Here is a 17,205-nt window from a genome sequence, read left to right on the forward strand (position 1 = left end):
TCGTCATGCGTGGTTGACGGCCGGTCGTCCGGCACCCACGGTGGTGGCGAGCTGGTACTCGCCCAGGTCGAAGTGCTTGGTGCCGTTGCGGAACCGCCAGGTGTACGTGGGCCAGATCGACGGGTTGCGCCCCGCGCTGTCCAGGTACCAGCTCTTGCAGCCGCCGGCGCTCCAGACCGCGCGCGCCTGGCGCCTGTCGAGCGTGGCGTTGTACGACCGCTGCGCCTCCGGCCGTACCTCGACGCTGGACAGCCCGCGCTTGTCCATCTGCTTGAGCGCGTCCATGACGTAGGCGATCTGGGACTCGATCATCACGGTCTGCGAGGAGTGACCCAGCGTCGTGTTCGGGCCGAGCAGCATGAAGAGATTGGGGAACCCCGCGATGGTGGTGCCGCGGTGCGCGGACATCCCCTCGCTCCACGCCTCCCGGAGCTGGACCCCGTCCCGGCCCCAGATCCGCCGTGCGATCGGACGGTCCGTGGCGAGGAAGCCGGTGCCCATGATGATGGTGTCCACCTCGCGCTCCCGGCCGTCCTTGGTGACGATGGACGTGGCCCGGACATGGTCGATGGAGTCGCTGACGATGTCGACGTTCGGCTGCTGGATCGCCGGGTACCAGGTGTTCGAGAACAGCAGCCGCTTGCAGGCCACGACATAGTCGGGGGTGAGCCGCTCCCGCAGCGCCGGGTCCTCGACGCTCTTCTTGAGATGGTCCGAGGCCATCTTCTGGACCTTCTCGGCGACCTTGGGCCGGGCGAAGGCGAAGGCCAGGACCTCCCGGCCCCACATGTTGAAGTTGCGCCGGAAGCCCTGGTAGCCGGGGAAGCCGCGCAGCATCTTCGTGTGGAAGGCGCTGTTCTCCTTGTCCTTCTTGGGGCCCACCCACGGAGGCGTGCGCTGGTAGAGGTCGAGGTGCCCGACCTCGGGCTGGATCTTCGGCACGAACTGGATGGCCGAGGCTCCCGTACCGATCACGGCGACGCGCCTGCCGGTCAGATCGTGATCGTGGTCCCAGCGGGCCGAGTGGAAGACCTTCCCCTCGAAGTCACCGAGCCCCGGCAGCTCGGGGACGGCCGGCTCACTGAGATAGCCGGCGCCCGTGACCAGGACCTGGGCGGTGTACTCGCCGCCCGAGGTCTCGATGTGCCAGCACCGGGTGTTCTCGTCCCAGCGGGCCGCGATCAGCTCGTGGTTGAAGCGGATGTGCGGGCGCACCCCGAAGCGGTCGGCGCAGTCCCGCAGATACGCGTACACCTCGTCGCGCTTGGCGAAGGTGCTCTTCCACTCCGGGTTGCGGGCGAAGGAGAAGGAGTAGAGATGGGCCTGGACGTCACAGGCGCACCCGGGGTAGTCGTTGTCGCGCCAGGTGCCGCCCACCTCCTCGGCCCGTTCGAAGACCAGGAAGTCGTCGATGCCCTGCTGGAGCAGCCGGATGGCTGTTCCCAGGCCCGAGAAACCGGTGCCGATGACCGCGACCCGCAGATGACGGGTGGGTCCCCGGCCCGACGGGCGCTCCGGTTCCGAACCGTTGCTCACCCCGTCTTCGCGGGCGGGTTCGAGAATGCTCGTCACGGCGGCCTCCTCAGCCCCTGCGCGCGATGGTGACGCGGAAGTTGTTGAAGAACTTGTCTTCGAGCGTGTACGCGAAGATGTCGAGGTAGCGCTCGAAGCGGGCCACGACCTCCTCGCCCTCCAGGGCGACCGCCGTCGCACGGTCATCGGCCAGCCGCTTCAGCCAGGCGCGGCACGCCATCGCGAAGGACTCCCGCTCGTTGACGATCTCCACGACCTCGAACTGGCCCTCGGCGGCGGCGGTCAGCTCGTGCAGATGCGGGATGTGCATCCCCTCGAACTCGGAGCGCTGGAGGAACTTCAGATCGGCGAGCAGTTCCCGGTTCATGGGCTGGGCCTCGGCCGTCATCGTGTGCAGGACGAACTTCGCGCCCGGGTTCAGCGCCTTGTACACCTGGGAGAAGAAGAAGCGGTAGCGCTTGGTGCGCTCACGCGGCGGCAGGTTGGAGGAGACGAAGTGCTCCAGCGCGTTGATGCAGAACGCCGCGTCGTACTTCTCGTCCGTCGCGTGGTCCGCCCAGCTCTCCACCCGCGTGGTGATCCGCGGGTTGTCCAGGCCGGCGATGAACGCCTCCTGGGTGCGGCTCAGCGTGAGACCGACCGCCTCCTCCACCCCGTGCACGGTGGTGAGCCGGTTGAGCATGGTGCCCCAGCCGCAGCCGATGTCCAGCACCCGGCGGGCGCCCTGCGCCCCGGCGAGCTCGGCGAACACATCGAGCTTGCGCTCCTGGGCCTCGTCCAGTGTCGCGACGAGATCCTCGTCCTGCTCCCAGTAGCCGCCGGAGTACATCATGGTCGGGCCCAGCAGGAGCCGGTAGAAATCGTTGCTGACCTCGTAGTGGTGTCTGACCGCGTCGACCTCGGGGTCCACCGACCTGGGTGCGACCGTTGTCATCCTCGACCTCTTTCCTGATCCTGTCGCTGCGCCGCTCGTACCGACCGTGTGATGCGGTCACGAGATAACCGCGTGGCTCGCAACAGATGTGCAAGACGGCCATGCGTCAACGGTGTTGCGTCCCGATTGCGCGCGCCGCGCTTCCATGCCTCTCGACACCGGATGCACCGCGAGAGAGGACCGAAGCTCATGACGCTCCCCACCATCGAAGAACTGGCGAGCCAGCTGGAGGCCGTGTCGGGCGCGCAGGAGGTCAGCCCCGACGCACCGCTCCAGCACATCGCGGACGTCGACTCGCTGGACCTGATGGAGTGGCTGTACGGGTTCCAGAACCAGTACCCGCACATTCCCGCCGACGAGTCGCTGTTCGCGGATCTCGACGACACGACCACGCTGCGGCATGTGTACGAGCGGATCGTCGCGCTCGTCCCGCAGCCGGCGCAGGCGTAGCGAGAGCGCCCGTGAACGGCTTCGACATCACCGGGTGGGGCATGGCCGTACCCGAGCGCAAGGTCACCAGCGTGGAGCTCGCGGAGCGGTTCGGTGTCGACGAGAACTGGATCGTCAGCCGCTGCGGCATCCGGGAGCGCCGCGCCGTGGGGCCGGGACAGACGACCGCCTCGCTGGCTGTCGAGGCCGGCCGGCGCGCGCTGGAGAAGGCGGGCCTGAGCGGTGGCGACATCGCCCATCTGATCGTCGCCACCGCCACGCCCGAGCAGCCCTCACCCGCCACGTCCGCTTTCGTCCATCACGATCTGGGCATCGCGGGCAGCGCGCACGACGTCAACTCGGAGTGCGCGGGCTTCGTCTACGGTCTGGTGTCGGCGATGGCGCTGATCGCCATCGATCCCCGGCCCATCCTGCTGATCGGCTCCGACACCCATACCCTGACGGCCAACCCCGCCGACCGTGATCTGTCGATCCTGGTCGGCGACGGGGCCGGCGCGGTCGTGCTCCAGCCCGGCCCCGAGAACCGGGTGAAGGCATGGAACCTCGGCGCGGACGGCTCGTGCACCGGCAGTCTGAAGGTGCTGGCGGGCGGCAGCAGGATGCCGACCACCGAGGAGACGGTCCGCGAGGGGCTGCACTTCGCCAAGATCAACGGCAATGAGATCTATCTCAACGCCGTGCGCTACACGGTCCGTACGGTCCGGGAGACGCTGGAGAGCGCCAAGGTCGACGCGGCCGACGTCGACCACATCATTCCGCACCAGGCCAATATCCGGATCATCAACTCCATCCTCAGCCACACCGGTCTGCGGCCGGAGGCGCTGGTCACCAATCTGGAGCGGTACGGCAACACCGCCTCGGCGTCCATCCCGATCGCGCTCACCGAGGCGCTGGAGGACGGCCGGATCCGCCCCGGCGACCAGGTGCTGCTGGCCGGCTTCGGCGCGGGAATGACCTGGGGATCGATGCTCCTTGAGTGGGGCGGGGAGAGGAAATGAGCCGTAACAGCGAGCCGGGCACCCGTCCCGAGCGGCCGGTCGCCCTGGTCACGGGGGCGTCCGGCGGGCTCGGGCAGGCCCTGGCACTCGAACTCGACGCGCTCGGCTGCCGGGTCGCCGTCCACTACAACAGCTCGGAGGCGGCGGCCCACGCCGTACGGGAGAAGCTGAGCAACGACTCGGCCGTCGTCACCGGCGATGTCGGCTCCTGGGACGCCGTCACCGCGATGTACGCCGAGATCGGTGAGCGGCTCGGCCCGGTCGACGTGCTCGTCAACAATGGCGCCATCCGCAAGGACGCGCTGATGGCGATGCAGTCGCCGACGGACTGGCAGCAGGTCATCCAGACCAATCTGATCGGTTCGTTCCACACCGCGCGGGTGTCCGTTCCGTACATGCTCAGGCAGCGGTGGGGCCGGATCATCAATGTGGTGTCGCCCTCCGGGCTGATCGCGACGGCGGGTCAGACGGCCTACTCCGCCTCGAAGGCGGGTCTCATCGGTCTCACCCGCACCCTGGCCGCCGAGTGCGGCAGACGCGGGGTGACCGTGAACGCGCTCTCCCCGGGGTTCATGATCACGGGAATGACGGAGAACCTGCCGGGACACGTCATCGAGGGGATGGAGGGCAAGGCCCCCATTCCGCGCTTCGTCACGGTCGAGGAGGTGGCTCGCAGCGCCGCGCTCTTCCTTGACCAGGACTGTATGACGGGCCAGGTCATCAGCATCGACAGCGGTGTCTCGATCACCTGAGAACGGCTTGTGCGCACAGAGAGGCGGCCCGGCATCATCTGCCGGGCCGCTCGCGTATGTCCCCCCGCCGCTGCTCCTACGCCACACGCCGCTCTGGCACCGGAGGCGCGGGGTGGGTGAGACAGCCGTCCGCCGTCAATAAGCAGGGCCGCGGCGGGGCCGGCCGGGGGCACGGGGCCTCGAACATGCCCATCAGCAGCGGGTCGAGGCGCGGCGCGGCGCTGTTGTCGGGCGCCGGTCTTCGGGGGGTGTCGGGGCCTCGCAGCAGCTCCAGATAGGCGGCCTGGCTCTCCGGCGCCGGATCGATCCCCAGCTCCTCGGCGAGCACCTCCCTCAGCTGCTGATACGTGCGCAGCGCCTCGGCCCGGTTGCCGGCCGTACGGTGCGCGGCCATCCGGCACCGGTAGGCGCTCTCCCGGAACGGTGCCCGCCGTACGGCCTCCTCGGCGTACCGCAGCGCGTGATGCTCGTCGCCCAGGGCCGCCGAGGCGAGACTCGCGGTCTCCAGCGCCGACAGCCGCAGCTCGTCGAGCCATTCCCGTACGCCGTTGACCCACTCGCCCTCGTGGGCGGGCAGGAACGACCCGCGTAGATTCGACACGGCCGCGGCGGCGAGCTGCTGGGCGACGGCGAACGAGCCGGTGGCGTACGCCTCGGCCGCCTCCCTCGCCGCCGCCTCCGCGCACTCGACGTCGACGGCCGCGTCGTCCGGCAGCCGCAGCAGATAGCGGCCGCCCTGGGCGACCAGTGGTGTGACCCCGGGCCGCTGCTGGGGGAACGTGACGAACGTACGGACCCGGCTGACAACACTGCGCAGGGCCGAGGCCCAGGTGTCCGGCAGTCCGTCGGGCCAGACGGTGTCGGCCAGTTGATCGCGACTGGTGCCGCCGGACCGTTCGAGGATGAGCCTGGCGAACGCGACTTGAGCCTGAGCGCTGGACAGATGCTGAGGCGGAACCCCTTCGGGTTCGATCGTGACAAGGCCAGCGAGTCTGATGAGCAAGCTGTACTCCCCGATGCGGTCGGCCCTGGGCCGGTTGCACCGACGGCGGCTGCCGCCGGCGAGGGTGTCGACATCACGCCAGGGGGCCCCGCCACAGTGGTCCTTGTGAAGAAGTCCGGGACACTCTGTGCATGCCCCCTGCACAGAAATTGGACGATACCAATCGGCCATCTCGGTGTGTCAATAGTGGCCGGGGAACATTCCCCTGGATTTCTCTGGAGACCTTCATTCCGCTTGCGTAAAGCTGACGCGATGTTCTTGCGCTCTCCTCTTTTCCCATTTCAGCGCCGTGTTGCGCGCGGCTTGCGCGGCTGTCGTTGAATTTGCGTCGGCACTCTGAGTCCAGGTTGAGCGGACTCCGGTAATTGTCCGAAACGTGGTGAGGAGACGTACGTGAACACATCCGGGGGCTGGGATCGTCTCGCGCCGAAACTGGCCGCGACACACCGCCGCGTGCGGGCCCTGGAGTGGGAGCCCGCCCGCCGCAACAGCTTTGTGACGTACACCGTCGAGCGCGACACCGCCTACGCCGACCTCGACGGCGAGCGCCTCCTGATGATGTCGGGCTACAGCTATCTGGGCCTGGCGGGCGACGAGCGCGTGGTCGCCGCCGCCAAGGCCGCCGTCGATCTGTACGGCACCGGCAACCACGGGGTGCGGGCGCTGGCGGGTTCGATCCCGCTGCACGAGGAACTGGAGGCGGAGGTCGCCCGGTTCGCCGGCCGCCAGGAGGCGCTGGTGTTCGGCTCCGGGTACGCCGCCAACGTCGGCACGGTCGGCGCGCTGGTCGGCGCCGGGGACACCGTACTGATCGACAAGTACGACCACGCCAGCATCGTGGACGGCTGCCGGCTGAGCGGCGCCACCGTCACCCGCTTCCGGCACAACGACGTAGGCCACCTCGACCGCAGGCTCGCCGCCGCGAGCCCGGACGGGATCCGGCTCGTCATCGTCGACAGCGTCTACTCCATGGACGGCGACATCGCGCCGCTGCCGGAGCTGCGCCGGGTGTGCGACGCCCACAACGCGCTGCTGATGGTGGACGAGGCCCACGCGCTCGGTGTCATCGGCGCCACCGGCAAGGGCATCGAGGAGCACTTCGACTACACCGCGCGGGTCGACGTCAAGCTGGGCACGCTCTCCAAGGCGATCCCCTCGATGGGCGGCTGGGTGGCGGGACCGAGCGAGCTGATCGGCCATCTCAAGTACGCGGCACGGCCGTTCCTCTTCTCCGCGGCCCTCGGCCCGGCCCAGTCGGGCGCGGCGCTCGAATCGCTGCGGATCCTGGAGCGCGAGCCCGAGCGGGTCGCCCATATCCAGCGGGAGTCCGCGCGCTTCCGCCAGATGCTGAACGACGGCGGGATGCGCACCGGCGACAGCGAGACCGCCGTCGTCCCCGTCATCGCCGGCTCCGACGACGCCGCGTACGACTACGCCACCGCCTGCCGCGCGGCGGGGGTCATCGGACTGCCGGTGGTCACCCCGGCCGTCCCCAACGACCTGGCCAGGCTGCGGATCGCCATCACCGCGCGCCACACCAAGAGCGACATCGACTTCGCCGCGGAGGCCTTCCTCAAGGCCGCCCGGGTGTGCGGGCTCATCGCGGGCTGACGGCCAGTCAACTCGCTTCTCCCGCACACTCCTTCGCCCTCCAGCCCTCCAGCCCTTCTGCCCTTCCGCCCTTCGACGTTCGTACGGGATACGGGATCCGAGATGCCAACCTCACCGAGGCACGCACCGCCACAAGCGCCTGTCGCGATCACCGGCATGGGCGTCGTCACCCCGGCCGGCTGCACCCCTGACGATCTGTGGACCGCGCTGCGCGCGGGCAGGTCCACCGCCGCCGCGCTGACCCATCTCGACCTGGAGCGCCACCGGGTGCGCATCGGCTGCCGGGTCACCGGGCTCGACTCCCTCGATTTCGTGCCCGCCAAGGACGCCCGCAGGATGGACCCGTTCGCGCTGTACGGGACGACCGCCGCCCTCGCCGCGCACCAGGACGCGGGAGCGCCCACCGCCGATCCCGGCCGTACGGCGATCGTCGTCGGCAACGCGGTCGGCGGCCGGGCCACCAGCGATCTGGAGTCCCGGCACTTCACCGAGTCGGGACCGCACCGGGTCAACCCGCTGATGCCACTGATGACGATGCCCAACGCGGCGGCGGCCCAGATCTCGATGCGGCTCGGCTGGCAGGGTCCCGCCCTGACCATCGCCACCACCTGTGCCAGCGGCGCCGACGCCGTCGGCCACGCGCTGACACTGCTGCGGACCCACCGCGCGGATGTCGTCCTGGCCGGCGGCTGCGAATCGACCCTCACCCCCGTCACCCTCGCCGGATTCGGCAACCTCAACGCCGTGTCGCTGCGCAACGACGACCCGGAGCACGCGTCCAGGCCGTTCGACGCCGACCGCGACGGCTTCGTGATGGGGGAGGGCGCCGGGTTCGTCGTCCTCGAACGCCTCGACGACGCGCGGGCGCGCGGCGCCCGTACGTACGCGACCGTGGCCGGCTACGCGGCGACTTCCGACGCGTACCACCTGGCCATGCCGTTGCCGGACGGCGGCGCCGCCGTCGGGGCCATGGCGGGAGCCATCGCCGACGCGGGTCTGACCCCCTCCGACATCGTCCATGTCAACGCGCACGGCACCTCGACCCCGCACAACGACCGGGCCGAAGCACTCGCGCTGGCCAAGGTGTTCGGCACGGACGGCCCGCCGGTGACCGCGAGCAAGAGCGTCATCGGCCATCTCATCGGGGCCGCGGGCGCCGTCGAACTGATCGCCACCGTGCAGGCGATGAGCCGGTGCGAGGTCCCTCCCACCGCCAACCACGAACAGCTGGAGCCAGGCATGGAAATCGATGTGGTCCACGGCGCCCCGCGCGCCGTCGCGTCCGGTCCCGCGCTCTCCAACTCCTTCGGCTTCGGCGGCCACAACTCCAGCCTGGTGGTGGCCCCGATATGACCACCGCCCCCGCCCCGACGGCGACGCGTACCGTCACCGCCGAAGAGATCGCGGCCTACCGGGGCGCCGTCCGCGCCGCGCTGCCCGCCGCGCGTGACCAACTCGCCTCGCCCGTCCACGCGTTCGTCCTCGCCCACGCCGTCGCCGAACGTACGGTGGCCGCGCTGACCGCCGACGAGCCCGGCCCCGTGTCGGTCGTCCACCTCGGCCAGGACATCCGCTGCCGGCGGCTCGTACGCCCCGGTGAACAGGTCACCGTACGGCTGGATGTGCTCGGCGCCCGCCGCGAACCGCGCGGGACACGGGTCGCGCTGCGCTCCCGGCTGACCGGCGACGGCGCGGACCGCACGGGCGCCACGGATTCCACGGGCGCCACGGATTCCACCGACCGGGGTGGGGCCGCCGAGCCGTTCGCCGAACTGGTCACCAGCGCCCTGCTCGTGGGCGCGACCGCCCTCGAACCCTTTGGCGAGATCTCCGGCGGCGCCGCCGTCCCCGCGCCCGCCGGAGCGGCCGAGCCCGCCACCGTCGTCCACGAGCCGACCGTGGAGTGGATCCGCCGCTACGCGCTGGCCTCCGGCGACGAGAACCCGATCCATCTCGACGCCGACGCGGCCCGCGCCGCCGGTTTCACCTCCGTCATCGCACACGGCATGAGCGTGCTGGCCCTGGCCGTCGAGGAGATCACCGACCGGTACGCGGACGCGGACGCCGCCCGGATACGCGGGATCGGCGGGCGCTTCTCGGCGCCCGTCACGCCCGGAGAGCCGCTCCGGTTCGACCTTCAGCCGGACACGGCCCACCGCGTGGTGCGCTTCGGCTGCCGCACCCCCGCGGGACCCGCGGTCAAGAGCGGCTGGGTCGAACTGGCCGAGCACACGGGAAGAGCGGGAGCCGGACATGACGACTGACGGCCTCGGCCTGGTGGGCGGATTCCTCTCCCAGGTCCGTGAACGGCCCGACGCCACCGCCCTGGTGTGGAACGGCGAGGAGACCACCTACCGCGAGCTGTACGAACGGGCGGGACGCGAGCGCGACCGGCTGGCCCGGCTGGGGCTCACCCCCGGCGAGCCCGTCGGTGTCCTGGCCACCAAATCGCCCGCGGCCATCGCGCTGGTGCTGGCCTGTCTGCTGGCCCGGCGCCCCTTCCTGCTGCCGTCGCCCGCGCTCGCCGACGCCCTGCTCGCGGATCTCTTCGCGCAGGCGGGCTGCCGCCAGGTGATCACGGCCGACGGCACGGACGCCGCGGTGGCGCCGAACCCCGAGGTCACCGCGCAGCCGCTGGCACCGCGCGAGGCCGCCGAGGTGTCGTTCATGCTCACCACCTCCGGCTCCACCAGCCTGCCCAAGATCGTCCCCCTGGGCCGGGACGCCGTGAACCGGTTCGTCGCCTGGGCCGCCCCCGCCTTCTCCATCGGGCCCGGCGTCACCGTACTCAACTACGCCCCGCTCAACTTCGACCTGTGCCTGCTGGACGTCTGGACGACCCTCGCGCACGGCGGCCGGGTGGTCCTGGTCGATCCCGCACTCGCCGCCCGGGGCGGGCATCTGCTCGATCTCCTCGTCCGCCATGACGTACGGGTGGTCCAGGCGGTGCCGATGTTCTACGGGCTGCTGCTCGACGCGGCCGAGCGGCGCGGGGCGACGCTCCCCGGGGTCCGCCAGGTGATGTTCAGCGGCGATGTCATACCCGACCGCACCTTCGCCGCCCTGCCCCGGCTGTTTCCCGGGGCGCGGATCCACAACATCTACGGCTGCACCGAGACCAACGACAGCTTCGTCCATGAGGTCGACACCGGCGCCACCGCGTTCCCGCCGGTACCGATCGGCCGCCCGCTGCCGGGGGTCGAGGCCCTGATCCTCGCCCCGGACGGCGCGGCCGTCGAGGGACCGGGCTCCGGCGAACTGTATGTCTCCACCCCCTTCCAGTCGGCCGGCTATCTCGACCGGACCCGGCACGCCGACAAGTTCACCGGCCATCCGCTCGGTCGCGACGACCGGCGCTGGTTCCGCACCGGCGATCTGGTACGGCGCGACGCCGACGGCAGGCTCCATCTCACCGGCCGCGCCGACCACCAGGTCAAGGTCCGCGGAGTCGCCGTGAACACCGCGGAGATCGAACGGGTACTGCTCGACCACCCCGCCGTACGCGAAGCGGGGGTGGCCGCCGTACCCGACCCGATCGAGGGCCGCCGGCTCATCGCCGCCGTACAGAGCGAACCGGGCAGCGGGCTCAACTCCCTGACGTTGCGTCAGCACTGCGCGGGACGGCTGCCCAGGGCGGCCGTCCCCGCCACGCTGCGGATCGTCCACGAGCCGCTGCCGAAGACCGCCACGGGAAAGGTCGACCGCAAGGCGCTCGACCGTCTCGACGAGCTGTCCACCGTCTCCACCGCCACATCGGCCACAACCGCCCAGGGAAGGACGTCATGAGCCACGCCGGCACCATCAAGCAGTTCGTCATCGAGGAGTTCCTGCCGGACATCACCGCCCAGGAGCTGGCGGACGACCACGATCTGCTCTCGGACGGTGTCATCGACAGCCTCGGTGTGCTGAAGCTGATCGCCTGGGTCGAGGACCGCTTCGAGCTGCCGATCGGCGACGCCGATCTCGACCCCGACAACTTCCGCAGTGTGGCGGCCATCGACGCGTTCATCGCCGGTGCGCGCCGTCCCGAGGTGGCGGGCGGATAACGGTGCATGACGCACTCACCGGCCTGCTGGAGCGGCGCGCGCCCGTCGGGCGCGACACCTGGCGGTCGTTCTGGGACCAGCTCGGCGACGGCGGCCTCGACCGGGCGCAGGCCCTCGCCCTGCTGGCCTCCCTGGCCACCGCGCTGCCCGGCCACGAGACGCTGCGTCCGCTGCTCGACTCGCTCGCCGAGCGGCGGCCCGCCCGGCCGGCGGGCCGCTGGCCGGGAACGGTCAATGTGGTGGGCACCGGCGGCGGACCGAAGACCTTCAACATCTCCACCGCGTCGGCGTTCGTCGCCGCCGCGACCGGGGTGCGGGTCGTCAAGACGGGCTCGCGCGCGTACACCAGCTCGCTCGGCTCCGTCGATTTGCTGGAACGTCTCGGCGTCCGGCTGACCTCCTCCTACGACCAGACCGCCGACACCCTGGACCGGTACGGCATCGCCTTCGCCGGACCGTTCGTCTACCCGGCGCAGCTCACCCGGCTGGCCAGGACCATCGCGCCGACGAGCATGAAACCCTTCGGCCGCTTCCTCAACGCCCTCGGTCCGTTCCTCGCGGACCTGCCCGTCACGGCGCAGGTCACCGGGGTCTCGGCGGGCGCGCCCCTGGCCGAGCTCCGCGCGCTCGCCGGGAGCGAGGCGGAGAGCGGGAGCCGGCCCGGCCGCACGCTCTGGCTGACCACCAACGACCGCGGCGCCGATGAACTGCTCGGCTTCGCCGACAACACCATCCACACCCCCGGCGGCAATGAACTCCGGCTCCCGGCAGGGGAGTTGGTCTCGCCCGACGGAGGCTTCGACGATCTGAGACCCGCCCCGGACCCCGCCTCGGCACCCGCCCACTTCCTGTCCGTCCTCGCGGGCACCGAGGGAGAAGTGGCCACCCGTACGGTCTGCCTCAACGCGGCGGCGCTGGCCGTCGCGAGCGGTCACACCACGGACTGGACGCAAGCTGTCGCCGCCGCCCTGGAGGCGGTACGCGGCGGAGCCGCCCGCGAACTCGCCGAGCGCGTAAGGACCGGGGCGTCGCGCCCGGCCGCCCGCACGCGGGAGATGACCACCCATGGCTGACTTCTTCTCCCGCGTCGGACCCGGCGAAGGACCGGGCCTTGCCCTCTTCCTCAACGCCGGGGACCCACCGCTCGATGTCCTCGCCGACCTCGTTCCCATGCTGGACGAGGAGGGCGTCGACTGCCTCGAACTCGCCGTGCCCTTCCCCGACTCCGTCACCGACGGGCCCGTGATCCGCCGCTCCGCACGCCGCGCCCTCGACCAGGGGGTCGGGCTCGACGATGTGCTCGCCTTTATTGCCGCCGTGCGCCCGCGCCTGCGCCGGCTGCGGATCGCGCTGCTCGCCGACTGGAGCCACACACTCAAGCACCGGGACCGCGAGAACGGCGGCCCCGCGCGCACACTCCGTGCGATCGCCGGTTCCGGCGCGGACGGACTGCTCGTCCACGCGCTGCCACCCCGGCTGCGCACCGCACACCACGCGGCGGCCCGCGAGGCCGGACTGCCCGTGGTCACCACCTGCTACCAGCAGAGCCCGCCGTCGACCATGGCCGAGGCCGCGGCCGGCGCGACCGCCTATCTCTATCTCGTCGCCCACTACGGACGCAGCGGCACCGCCCCCGCCGGCGGGCACGCCGCGCTGGCGAGCACCGTCGCCGCGCTCCGGGCGCACACGGAATCCCCGATCGCCATCGGCTTCGGGGTCAGGACCAGACAGGACGTGGAGACCGTGGGCGCCTGCGGAGCCGATGCCGTCATCATCGGCTCCGCGGGTGTCGCCCGGATCGAGCGTTCGCTCGCTCAGGGGAGCGATGTCGTCGACGATTTCCGCGCCTTCGTCAGGTCCGTATCGCCCAACCGTTCCATCACACCTGAGAGAACCGGGAGTTGAACATGTTCGTCCGTGACCTGGAGAGCGTGAAGACGGTCGAGTGGGGCAACGGCCTGAGCCGTCGCTTCATCGTGGCCGCCGACGGCCTCGACTACAGCATCACCGACACTACCGTGCGCGCGGGCACCAAGTCCCGTCTGGAGTACCGCAATCACATCGAATCCTGCTACTGCATCGAGGGTTCGGGAGAGGTGATCGAGCTGGACGGCACCTCGCACCCGATCGTGCCCGGCCGTCTCTACTCGCTCAACGAGAACGACGCCCACTACCTCGTGGCCAGCCCGCACGAGGATCTGCGTCTGGTGTGCGTCTTCTCCCCGGCGCTCCGGGGCGACGAGGTGCACCAGCTCGACGAGCAGGTCTCCTCGGCGTACTGACCGCACACCGCGGTCCCCGACCGCCCGTCAACGAACCCTCGTGGAAAGGCTCGCCGTGATCCGCTGGAACGCCGACCAGGCCGAACTGCGCGAAGGTCTGGCCCGGTGGGGTGAGGCGCTCAGCGCCGGCCACATAGAACAGGACGAACAGGCCACGTTCTCCTGGGACAAGTGGAAACTGATCCGGGAGACCGGCATCCTCGGACTGCCCTTCGAAGAGCGCTGGGGCGGCCTCGGCCAATCCCTGCTCACCACCATGTATCTGCTCGAAGGGCTGGGCGAGCACTGCCGCGATTCCGGGCTGAGCTTCTCGGTCACCACCACCATGGCCAGTACCGGTGTGCCACTCGCGCGATTCGGCACGGACGCGCAGAAGGAGCGGTATCTGACCCGGATCTGCTCGGGCGAGGTGATCGGCGCCCATGCCATCACCGAGGCCGAGGGCGGCTCGGACGCCATGGCGATGACCACCAGAGCGGTAAGGGACGGCGACCATTTCGTCCTGAACGGCTCGAAGATCTTCGTCAGCAACGGCCCTGTCGCCGATGTGTTCGTCGTCTACGCGCGTACGCATCCGGACGGCGGCCCGCTCGGGGTCACCGCGTTCCTCGTGGACCGGGACACCCCGGGGCTCACGATCGGCACACCGACCAAGAAGATGGGACTGCGCACCTCGCCGCTCAGCGAGTTGTTCTTCGACGAGTGCCGTGTCCCGAGGACCCAGGTCCTCGGCCGGGTCGGCGGCGGATTCATCGTGCTCGACCATGTGATGAAGCGGGAGATCCTCTTCTCCTTCATCGTGAACGTGGGAGAGATGAGGCACCGGCTCGACCGCTGCCTCGACTACGCGAAGACCCGCCGTTCCTTCGGCAGGCCGATCGGCTCGTACCAGTCCGTCGCCAACAAGATCGTCGACATGAGGATCCGGCTGGAGACGGCAGGCAAGTGGCTGTACGACACCGGTGAACGCCTCGCGGCCGGCGAGAACGTCACGGTGGATCTGGCCATCGCCAAGCTGGTCACGAGCGAGAGCAATGTGGCGACCAGTCTGATGGCCGTGCAACTCTTCGGCGGGCACGGCTATATGACCGAGTACGGTCTGGAGAAGGACGTGCGCAACGCCGTGGCGGGCACGATCTACTCCGGCACCACGGAAATCCAGTACAACCGCATCGCCTCGATGCTGGGTCTGGGCACATGAGCCCGGAGCCCGCCTCCGGGCACCCGGCGGGAGACTCGGCCGCACCCGAGACCCGCCGGGTTCTGAAGGTCTGCGGAGCCACCTCCACCGACGACATCACCACGCTCGCCGCCGCGGGCGCGGACTGCGTCGGCCTGTGGCACGGCATACCCGGCGGCCATGCCGAACTTCCCGCACGACACCTGACCGAACTCGTCGCGGCCGCCCGCGCCACCGGCCGGCTCGAACCGGTCCTTGTCACCTTCCTCGGTGACCCCGAAGCCCTCGCCGCTCTGGCCCGCCGCACCGGTCTGCGCTGGCTGCAACTGCACGCCTACCAGTCACCCGCGGTGGTACGGGCGCTGCGCGCCGCCCTGCCCGACGCGGTCCTGGTCAAGGTCCTTCATCTGCGCGGCGGCGGCTGTCCGGAACGTCCGCTGATCGGCGCGTACGAGCGGGCGGGCACCGACCTGTTCCTGCTCGACACGGCCACCGAGGACGGCCGGATCGGCAGTACCGGACATCAGCTCCCCGAGCGCGAGGTGCTGGGCCTGCTGCCCCGGCTCACCCGGCCGTTCCTGCTCGCCGGGGGCATCTCCCCGGACAACCGCCGCGACTACGGGTCCGTCGTCGCCCACCCCGGCTTCCGCGGTATCGATGTCGACACCGCGGCCCGTGACGCACACGGACGTTTCTCGGCGCCCGCCGTCACCGCTCTGGCCCGCGCCTGGCGGACCGGCACGTCCCCTGAGGAGCCCCGATGACCTCCCGATTCCTGGCAGCCCTGCTGGCCGCCGATCGCCCGCTGGTCATGGAGATCAAACGGCGCGACGCGCACGGCCACGACCTGCTCGGCGGCCGGACGCCCGCCGCGATCGTGGCGTCGTACGAAGCGGCGGGCGCGCCCTGTGTCTCGGTGGTGACGGGACGCTGGTTCGGTGGCACCACCGATCTGCTGCGCGATGTCGCCGCGCTCACCGATCTGCCGCTGCTCCAGAAGGACTTCATCACCCGCAAGGACCAGCTGTCGACCGCCAGGGAACTCGGCGCCTCCGCCGTGCTGCTCACCGCGGCCCTGCTGCCCCGATCCAGCATGCGCACCCTGATCACCGCCGCTCTGCCCCTCGGCCTCACCCCCTTCGTCGAGGTGACGGAGGAGTCCGAACTCGACGGTCTGCCGCACGCCGACGAGTGCGTCGTCGCCGTCAACAACAAGGACATCAAGGCCAGGGAGCGCGACCGCGGCGACCTCGACCGCAGTCTCGCCCTGCTGCCCGCGGTCCGGGCCTCGGGCACCCGCTGCCCGGTCAGCGCCAGCGCCATCGACGGTCCGCTCGCCGCCGCGACACTGCTCGACGCGGGGTACGCCGGCCTGCTGGTGGGCACGTCGCTGCTGCGCGCCGACAGCCCGGCCGGCTGGGTCGACCGCCTGGACCGCGCCAGGACCCGCCCCGCCGCTCAGGAGAACCGCCTGCCATGACCGCACCCGTATCCCTCTCCGCCACCGCGTCCTCTCCGGCGCCCGCCGTCCGCGCCGTGACCCTGAACGCGGGTGACATCCCGCTGTCGGGTCTGCTCGCCGAGCCGGACGGCGGCGCGGAACCCCGCTCCGTGATCGTCGCCGTCCACGGCCGGGGCATGTGCGCCGACTACTTCAACGGGCTGACCGACCCGGCCGACTCACTGCTCACCCTGGGTGCCCGGCTCGGTCATACGGTGCTGGCCCTGGACCGGCCCGGGTACGGCGCCTCCGCCGGCCCACTGCCGGACGGACAGCCCCTCGGCGAGCAGGCGACAACACTGCACCGGGCGCTCGCCGGCTTCGCCCGGCACCACCCGACCGGCGCGGGCTTCTTCGTGGTGGCTCACTCCGACGGCGGCAAGGTGGCGCTGCACATGGCCGCGCAGGACGCGGGCGACGGGCTGATCGGGCTCGACATCAACGGATGCGGCTGGCGGTACGCGCCCGAGGCACGGCACTTCCCCGACACCCTCGGCGGTGGCGCGTCCCGGCTCAACTGGGGCCCGCTGCATCTGTACGCACCCGGTACGTTCCGGGCGAGCCGCGCCCTGCTGAGGGCCGTTCCGGCGCGCGAGGCGGCCCAGACGGCGACCTGGCCCGTCCAGTACCCGCGGCTGGCCGGCCGGATCACCAGCCCGGTCAGACTGACCTTCGCGGAATACGAACTCTGGTGGGAGCTGGACGACAAGGCGCTGTCGGCGATGACGGGGCAGCTGACCGCGGCGCCGCTCGTCACGGTGGAGCGGCTGCCCGCCGCCGGGCACAACATCAGCATCGGCCGCGCCGCACGCGCCTACCATCTGCGGGCGCTGGCCTTTCTGGAGGAGTGTCTGCGACATGGTGGTGACGCGCCCGCCGGATCCTGAACTCCGCTCCGGGGAGCGGCTGTTGTGC

Annotated in this window: 18 protein-coding genes; 15 read left to right on the forward strand and 3 right to left on the reverse strand. The window is 70.8% G+C overall.

Going from position 1 to position 17,205, the window contains the following annotated elements; all coding sequences use genetic code 11:
* Positions 1–3 precede the first annotated feature (3 nt).
* On the reverse strand, positions 4–1,572 hold the full coding sequence (locus tag M1203_RS16210) for an NAD(P)/FAD-dependent oxidoreductase (RefSeq protein ID WP_249950399.1): 1,569 nt from the start codon (positions 1,570–1,572) through the stop codon (positions 4–6).
* A gap of 10 nt (positions 1,573–1,582) precedes the next feature.
* Entirely contained in the window at positions 1,583–2,467 is an 885-nt protein-coding gene (locus M1203_RS16215; RefSeq protein ID WP_249950400.1) for a class I SAM-dependent methyltransferase, read from the reverse strand.
* Positions 2,468–2,656: 189 nt separating this feature from the next.
* Here M1203_RS16215 and M1203_RS16220 point away from each other — a divergent pair, with 189 nt between their 5' ends.
* From M1203_RS16220 to M1203_RS16230, 3 genes are read left to right on the forward strand one after another with little or no spacing between them, the layout of a single operon-like run.
* Positions 2,657–2,917 carry a hypothetical protein gene (locus tag M1203_RS16220; RefSeq protein WP_030355857.1) on the forward strand — a complete coding sequence of 87 codons (261 nt, stop codon included), beginning with the start codon at positions 2,657–2,659 and terminating at the stop codon, positions 2,915–2,917.
* Between the two features lie 11 nt (positions 2,918–2,928).
* A complete protein-coding gene (locus M1203_RS16225; protein ID WP_249950401.1) occupies positions 2,929–3,915 on the forward strand; it encodes a ketoacyl-ACP synthase III in 987 nt (328 codons plus the stop codon).
* Positions 3,912–4,667, forward strand: a complete 756-nt coding sequence (locus M1203_RS16230; RefSeq protein ID WP_249950402.1) for an SDR family NAD(P)-dependent oxidoreductase — start codon at positions 3,912–3,914, stop codon at positions 4,665–4,667. Before M1203_RS16225 ends, M1203_RS16230 begins: the two co-directional genes overlap by 4 nt.
* 76 nt (positions 4,668–4,743) lie before the next feature.
* Here the strand turns inward: M1203_RS16230 and M1203_RS16235 are convergent, their stop codons facing one another.
* Complete coding sequence (locus M1203_RS16235) at positions 4,744–5,670, reverse strand: bacterial transcriptional activator domain-containing protein (RefSeq protein WP_249950403.1); 927 nt, start codon at positions 5,668–5,670, stop codon at positions 4,744–4,746.
* Between the two features lie 393 nt (positions 5,671–6,063).
* Here M1203_RS16235 and M1203_RS16240 point away from each other — a divergent pair, with 393 nt between their 5' ends.
* From M1203_RS16240 to M1203_RS16295, 12 genes are all read left to right on the forward strand, one after another.
* Complete coding sequence (locus tag M1203_RS16240; protein WP_249950404.1) at positions 6,064–7,281, forward strand: aminotransferase class I/II-fold pyridoxal phosphate-dependent enzyme; 1,218 nt, start codon at positions 6,064–6,066, stop codon at positions 7,279–7,281.
* Between the two features lie 102 nt (positions 7,282–7,383).
* Positions 7,384–8,634, forward strand: coding sequence for a beta-ketoacyl synthase (locus M1203_RS16245; RefSeq protein ID WP_283958640.1), 1,251 nt, complete (start codon positions 7,384–7,386; stop codon positions 8,632–8,634).
* On the forward strand, positions 8,631–9,545 hold the full coding sequence (locus M1203_RS16250; RefSeq protein ID WP_249950406.1) for a MaoC/PaaZ C-terminal domain-containing protein: 915 nt from the start codon (positions 8,631–8,633) through the stop codon (positions 9,543–9,545). The genes M1203_RS16245 and M1203_RS16250 overlap by 4 nt, the downstream gene beginning before the upstream one ends.
* The gene (locus M1203_RS16255; protein WP_249950407.1) at positions 9,535–11,067 is read left to right on the forward strand and encodes an AMP-binding protein; all 1,533 of its coding nucleotides are present in this window, start codon (positions 9,535–9,537) and stop codon (positions 11,065–11,067) included. The genes M1203_RS16250 and M1203_RS16255 overlap by 11 nt, the downstream gene beginning before the upstream one ends.
* A complete protein-coding gene (locus tag M1203_RS16260) occupies positions 11,064–11,327 on the forward strand; it encodes an acyl carrier protein (protein WP_129766285.1) in 264 nt (87 codons plus the stop codon). The genes M1203_RS16255 and M1203_RS16260 overlap by 4 nt, the downstream gene beginning before the upstream one ends.
* Before the next feature lie 2 nt (positions 11,328–11,329).
* Entirely contained in the window at positions 11,330–12,400 is a 1,071-nt protein-coding gene (locus M1203_RS16265; protein ID WP_249950408.1) for a hypothetical protein, read from the forward strand.
* The gene (trpA, locus tag M1203_RS16270) at positions 12,393–13,232 is read left to right on the forward strand and encodes a tryptophan synthase subunit alpha (protein WP_249950409.1); all 840 of its coding nucleotides are present in this window, start codon (positions 12,393–12,395) and stop codon (positions 13,230–13,232) included. Before M1203_RS16265 ends, trpA begins: the two co-directional genes overlap by 8 nt.
* A gap of 2 nt (positions 13,233–13,234) precedes the next feature.
* Positions 13,235–13,609 carry an ectoine synthase gene (locus tag M1203_RS16275; RefSeq protein WP_249950410.1) on the forward strand — a complete coding sequence of 125 codons (375 nt, stop codon included), beginning with the start codon at positions 13,235–13,237 and terminating at the stop codon, positions 13,607–13,609.
* A 55-nt stretch (positions 13,610–13,664) separates the two neighbouring features.
* A complete protein-coding gene (locus M1203_RS16280; RefSeq protein WP_249950526.1) occupies positions 13,665–14,810 on the forward strand; it encodes an acyl-CoA dehydrogenase family protein in 1,146 nt (381 codons plus the stop codon).
* A complete protein-coding gene (locus M1203_RS16285) occupies positions 14,807–15,553 on the forward strand; it encodes an N-(5'-phosphoribosyl)anthranilate isomerase (protein WP_249950411.1) in 747 nt (248 codons plus the stop codon). The genes M1203_RS16280 and M1203_RS16285 overlap by 4 nt, the downstream gene beginning before the upstream one ends.
* Positions 15,550–16,269, forward strand: coding sequence for an indole-3-glycerol-phosphate synthase (locus M1203_RS16290; RefSeq protein ID WP_249950412.1), 720 nt, complete (start codon positions 15,550–15,552; stop codon positions 16,267–16,269). Before M1203_RS16285 ends, M1203_RS16290 begins: the two co-directional genes overlap by 4 nt.
* A complete protein-coding gene (locus tag M1203_RS16295) occupies positions 16,266–17,177 on the forward strand; it encodes an alpha/beta hydrolase (RefSeq protein WP_249950413.1) in 912 nt (303 codons plus the stop codon). The genes M1203_RS16290 and M1203_RS16295 overlap by 4 nt, the downstream gene beginning before the upstream one ends.
* Positions 17,178–17,205: the final 28 nt, after the last annotated feature.

It is taken from the genome of Streptomyces sp. 35G-GA-8, assembly GCF_023534745.1.
In the GTDB taxonomy this organism is placed as follows: domain Bacteria; phylum Actinomycetota; class Actinomycetes; order Streptomycetales; family Streptomycetaceae; genus Streptomyces.